The organism is Actinomadura bangladeshensis (assembly GCF_004348335.1).
Lineage (GTDB): Bacteria > Actinomycetota > Actinomycetes > Streptosporangiales > Streptosporangiaceae > Spirillospora > Spirillospora bangladeshensis.
Window position 1 is genome coordinate 1 of record NZ_SMJW01000389.1, and the last position, 5,086, is coordinate 5,086.

Annotated in this window: 4 protein-coding genes and 2 pseudogenes; 4 read left to right on the top strand and 2 right to left on the bottom strand. The window is 78.0% G+C overall.

The window, feature by feature from the left end:
* Nucleotides 1-594, top strand: a pseudogene (locus E1284_RS42180) (hypothetical protein); the annotation flags it as partial.
* Between the two features lie 24 nt (nucleotides 595-618).
* On the opposite strand, the gene E1284_RS38285 reads toward E1284_RS42180, so the two are convergent.
* Nucleotides 619-1,395, bottom strand: a complete 777-nt coding sequence (locus tag E1284_RS38285) for an SDR family oxidoreductase (RefSeq protein WP_131945036.1) — start codon at nucleotides 1,393-1,395, stop codon at nucleotides 619-621.
* Nucleotides 1,396-1,465: 70 nt separating this feature from the next.
* Between E1284_RS38285 and E1284_RS38290 the strand changes: the two genes are divergently transcribed.
* Nucleotides 1,466-2,323 (top strand): LysR family transcriptional regulator, encoded by an 858-nt coding sequence (locus E1284_RS38290; RefSeq protein ID WP_207924200.1) that lies wholly within the window; start codon nucleotides 1,466-1,468, stop codon nucleotides 2,321-2,323.
* A 46-nt stretch (nucleotides 2,324-2,369) separates the two neighbouring features.
* On the opposite strand, the gene E1284_RS38295 is transcribed toward E1284_RS38290, so the two are convergent.
* Nucleotides 2,370-3,416 (bottom strand): 3-oxoacyl-ACP synthase III family protein, encoded by a 1,047-nt coding sequence (locus E1284_RS38295; protein WP_243715002.1) that lies wholly within the window; start codon nucleotides 3,414-3,416, stop codon nucleotides 2,370-2,372.
* Nucleotides 3,417-3,567: 151 nt separating this feature from the next.
* On the opposite strand from E1284_RS38295, the gene E1284_RS38300 reads away from it, so the two are divergent.
* A complete protein-coding gene (locus E1284_RS38300; RefSeq protein ID WP_131945037.1) occupies nucleotides 3,568-4,656 on the top strand; it encodes an ACP S-malonyltransferase in 1,089 nt (362 codons plus the stop codon).
* Nucleotides 4,656-5,086, top strand: a pseudogene (locus E1284_RS38305) (hypothetical protein); the annotation flags it as partial. The gene E1284_RS38300 and the pseudogene E1284_RS38305, both read left to right, overlap by 1 nt.

Sequence of the window (5,086 nt, forward strand, 5' to 3'; positions counted from 1 at the left end):
GTCCTGGCCGGGGCGGGCGGGCTGCTGCTGGGCTGCCTGCCCTACCTGAGCTACGGGCTGCTGCCGCTGTTCGCGGTGCCGCTGGCGGTGCTGCTGCTCACCCGGCCCCCGGCCGCGGTGCCGGCGGCGCTGGCCGCGGGCCTGGCCGTCGTGCCGGCCGCGTTCACGCTGCTGGGGTTCTGGTGGCCGGACGGCGTCGCCGCCACGCTCGACACCTACCTGGTCAGCCGCGGGTCGGCGCAGCGCTCCTACGCCTACTTCGTCCTGGCGAACCTGGCCGTGCTGGGGCTGCTGACCGGCCCGGCGACCGCCCGCGCCCTGCCCCGGGCGGTGCGGGCCCTGCGCGGCGCCGCCCGTGCGCGGGCGCTGTCCCCGCAGGCCGCGGTCGCCTCCCTGGCGGCGGCGGCGCTGGTGGGCGTGCTGGCCCTGGACGCCTCCGGCGTGACCAGGGGCGAGGTCGAGCGGATCTGGGTGCCGTTCGCCGCGTGGGCGGTCGCCGCCGCCGCGCTGCACCGCCCCCCGGCCCGCGGATGGCTCGCCGCGCAGGCGGCGACCGCCCTCGCCGTCCAGGCCCTCGTCCTGTCGCCGTGGTGACCGGCCCCGGCCGGGACCGGGCGGCTACCAGGGGACGGGGCCGGCGTCGTCGAAGAAGCCGCCGGTGGGGCCGTCGGCGTCCAGGGTGGCCAGGCGGATCGCTATGGCGGCGCCCTGCTCGGCGGTCCGGTCGGTCGTCCGGCCGGTGACGCGGGTGAACTCGGCGGTGAAGTCGGTGGCGCAGGCGCCGGGCGCGGCGGCGTTGACCTTGATCGAGGTGTCGCGCAGCCGCTTGGCGTACTGGACCGTCAGCATGTTCAGCGCCGCCTTGGACGCCGGGTAGGCGGCGGACGCGGCGGTGTCCCAGAAGTAGTGGCCGGGGTCGGTCATCGCGGCCATCGAGGCGGTGCCGCTGGAGACGTTCACGATCCGCCCCGCCGGCGCGCGGCGCAGCAGCGGCAGCACCGCGTTGGTCACCCGGTACACGCCGAACAGGTTGGTGTCGAACACGCGCCGCACGACGTCCAGGTCGGCCTCGTCGGGCGGGTGGACCGGGCCGCCGGAGATGCCGGCGTTGTTGACCAGCACGTCCAGCCGCCCGGTCTCGGCGGCGACGCGCGCGGCCGCGGCCTGCACCGACGCCGGGTCGGTGACGTCCAGGGCCACCGCGCGCACGTCGCGGCCGGCGTCCCGCAGCCCGGCGGCGGCCTTCTCGCCCAGCCCGGGGTCGCGGGCGCCGAGCAGCACGGTCATGCCGCGCTCGGCCAGCCCCCGCGCGATCGCGAACCCGATGCCCTTGTTCGCCCCGGTCACCAGGGCGGCCGGGGCGGGGCGGGCGGTGGTGCCGTTGGTGTCGTCCATGCCTCCAGCCCACCACCGCCGGCGCCGCCGGATCCAACACCGATCGCACCGCGATCAATACCCTGCAGGTATGGACGTGGTGGAAACGCGTGAGCTCACCTACTTCCTCGCGGTCGCGCGGGAACTGCACTTCGGCCGCGCCGCCGAGCGGCTCGGCATCGCCCAGCCGCCGCTGTCGCGGGCCATCGGCCGGCTGGAGCGGCGCCTCGGCGTGACGCTGCTGGAGCGCACCTCCCGCCGCGTCGCGCTCACCCCGGCGGGCGAGACGCTGCTGGCCGAGGGCGCCGCCGCGCTGGACGCCGTCGCCGCCGCCGTCCGCCGCACCCGCCGCGCCGGCGGCGCCGGGCCCCGGCTGGTCCTGGCGATGAAGCCCGGCGGGGACGGCGGCGGACTGCTCCCGGCGGTCCTGGCCGCCTACGAGCGCACGCCGGACGCGGTGCCGGTGGAGATGCTGCTCGGCTACGGCGCCGACCGGGCGCTGCGCGACGGCCGCGCCGACGCCGCCCTGCTGTACACGCCGCGGCAGGACGTCACCGGCCTGGCCGTGCAGGAGCTGCTGGAGGAGCCGCAGGTCGCCGTCCTGCCGCGCGGCCACCGGCTGGCGGGCCGCGCGGAGCTGACGCTGGCGGACCTGGACGGCGACGACGTGCCGTCCGCCCGGTACGGGTACGGGCTCGGCGCCGCGCCGCGGATCGGCGACGGCGGGCAGCTGATGCAGCTGATCGCGCTGGGCCGGGCGGTGGCGGTGCTGCCGGCGTCGATGCGGGGGCTGCTGCGCGACGACCTGGCCGCGGTCCCGGTGCTGGACGCGGCCCCGTCCACGCTGGTGCTGGCCTGGCCGGAGGCGTCCCGGTCGCCGGCGCTGGCGGCGTTCGTGCGGGCGGCGTCCGCGGCGGCCGGCGAGGCCGCCGCCGCCCGCCGCTCCTGACCGGCCGCGCGCCGCGGCGGGCGCCCGGGACGCCGGGGGGAGGGGGTCAGCCGGGCGGCCAGGTGATGAGGGTGTGGCCCCAGGTGACGCCCGCGCCGAACCCGGCGAGCAGCACCAGGTCGCCGCCGTGCAGGCGGCCGCCGCGGACGGCCCGGTCCAGCGCGTAGGGGATGCTGGCGGCGCCGATGTTGCCGACCTCGTGCCCGACGATCGCCAGCTGCGCCGGGTCGAGGCCGGCGCCGGCGGCCAGCGCGGCGACCAGCCGCGGGTTGGGCTGGTGCGGGACGACCAGGGCCAGGTCGGCGGGCTTGACCCCGGCGGCCTCGGTGGCCTCGGCGACCAGCCGGGGGAAGATGTGCTCGATGAAGCCGCGGACGGCGCGGCCGTCCATGCGGATGGTGTGGCCGAGCCCGGCGAGGGTCTCGGCGGTGGCGGGCGTGCGGCTGCCGCCCGCGGGGATGAGCACGTCGTCGGTGCCCGAGCCGTCGGACCCGAGCGTGACCGGCCCGATCCCGTAGGGCGCCGGGACGGGCCCGATGACGGTGGCGGCGGCGCCGTCCCCGAACACCGCGACGGTGCCGCGGTCGGCGGGGTCGAGGAACCGCGAGTACACCTCGACGCCGACGACCAGCGCGTGCTCCCCGGCGCGTCCCCGGCCGGGGAGGCCGGCGGCGCGCTGGGCGGCCAGCCAGCCGAGCGCGGCCTGCAGCCCGAACACGTACCCGGTGCAGGCGGCGGCGACGTCGAACGCGGCGGCGCGGCGGGCGCCGAGCAGGGCCTGGACGCGGCAGGCGGTGGACGGGGCGATCAGGTCGGGCGTGGAGGTGCCGAGGACCAGCAGGCCGATGTCGTCCGGCTCCAGCCCGGCGGCGTCCAGGGCCCGCGCGGCGGCCGCGGCGGCCAGGTCGGAGGCGGCCTGCCCGGGCGCGGCCAGATGCCGGCGGCGGATGCCGGTGCGGTCCTCGATCCACGACGGGTCCAGGCCCAGCGAGCGGGACAGCTCCTCGCTGGGCACGCACCGCTCGGGCAGGCAGGAGCCCGTGCCGCGGATCGCCCATCCGGTGCCCTCCTTCATGGCCGTGCTCGCTGCCATGCTCGCTTCCCCCTCGCCCCACGGACGGTTGTCAGACCCACTGCACAAGTGAATAATCCCATTTCACGGCTTACGTTCCATATCTGCGTTTTAAGCGGCCTTTATCCCTTAATGGGAAAGTCGGCCTTCCTTCCAGGTAAGGAGACCCCGCGTGCCGTCCACCGCGACCGACCCCGCCGCGACCGACCCCGCCGCAGCACTCGAACCCGGCGACCTCTGCGCCTTCCTGTTCCCCGGCACCGGCTCGTCCGGAGTGCCCGACCTGCCCGCCCTCGCCGCGACCGGGCCGGGCGCCGCCCGCGCCGTCGCCGACGTCCTGGACGCCGTCCAGGAGGGCCTGCCCGCCACCGGATGGCCGTCCCTGCGCGCGGTCCTGCTGGAGGACCCCACCGGATACCGCGCCGCGTCCCGCACCCCCGGCGTCGCGCAGCTGTGCGCCTACGCCGCCTCCATCGCCGTCGACCGCGCCCTGCGCGCCGCCGGCGTCCACCCCGCCTTCGCCGTCGGGCAGAGCTTCGGCGAGATCGCCGCGCTGGTCAGCGCCGGCGCGTTCACCGTCACCGACGGCGCCCGGATGGCCGTCTCCGCCGTCGGCGTCCTGGCCGACCGCGGCCGCGGCGGCGGCATGGCCCTGCTGGAGACCGGCGAGGACGGCGCCCGCACCTGCATCAAGTCCGCCGCCGCACCCGAGGTCGTGGTCGCCTGCCTCAACGCCCCCTCGGTCACGATCGTGTCCGGGCCCGACGGCCCCCTGGACACCGTCGTGGACGCCGCCAAGGCCGGCGGCGTGCGCGCCGTGCGGCTCGCCGTCCCCTACCTGTCGCACCACCCCGCGATGGCCGGCGCCGACGACGAGTGGTACGCGATGATCCGCCACCTTCCCCAGCGGCCCCTGGACCTGCCCGTGCACTCCCCGGTCCGCGGCCGCGCCTACACCGACGACGACGACCTGCACCGCGCCCTGGCCGACTGCATCGTCAAACCCGTCCGGCTGCCCGCCACCCTGCGCGCCGTGCGCGCCGCCGGCGCGACCGTGTTCACCGAGGCCGGCCCCGGCGACGCGCTGTGCCAGTGCGCCCGGCTCGCCGTCCCCGGCGCCCGGATCCTCGCGCCCCTGCGCGACCTGCCCCGCCACGGCCGCACCGGCAAGGCCGCACCCGGCGTCGCACCCGCCGCACCCCCGCAGACGCCGCCCGAACCGGAACCGGGGCAGGCGGGCGCCGGGGGAGGGGAGCGGTGATGGACGCCAAGACGCGGGCCCTGCTGGAGGAGGCCGTCCCCGAGGAGTTCTTCACCTACCCCGCCGGCCTCACCGCCCGCGAGCACCAGGCCCTCACCTACGCGCGGCTGCGCCGCGCCGGCCTGGCCGCGCCGCCCGCCGCCGACCTGCTCGCCGACCCGCCGGCCCTGTGCGCGCTGCTGGACCGCGCCGCGATCGCCGACCCCGCCCTGTTCCACCTCATGCTGCTGCACTACACCCTCGCGCTCGGCCCCATCCTGCGGTTCGGCGCCGGCCAGGACGGCGCACGCGAGGCGCGGGACGCGCTGGAGTCCATGGACGCCGCCGGGACGCTGCTGATGACCGAGGTCGGGCGCAGCAACAGCCACCTGTCGCCCCGCACGATCGCCCGCCACGACCCCGCCACCGGCGGATTCGTCCTCACCACCCC

Excerpts from the sequence above, each read along its gene's own strand:
- E1284_RS38295 (WP_243715002.1), bottom strand. The coding sequence starts at position 3,416 with ATGGCAGCGAGCACGGCCATGAAGGAGGGCACCGGATGGGCGATCCGC.
- E1284_RS38290 (WP_207924200.1), top strand. The coding sequence starts at position 1,466 with ATGGACGTGGTGGAAACGCGTGAGCTCACCTACTTCCTCGCGGTCGCG.
- E1284_RS38285 (WP_131945036.1), bottom strand. The coding sequence starts at position 1,395 with ATGGACGACACCAACGGCACCACCGCCCGCCCCGCCCCGGCCGCCCTG.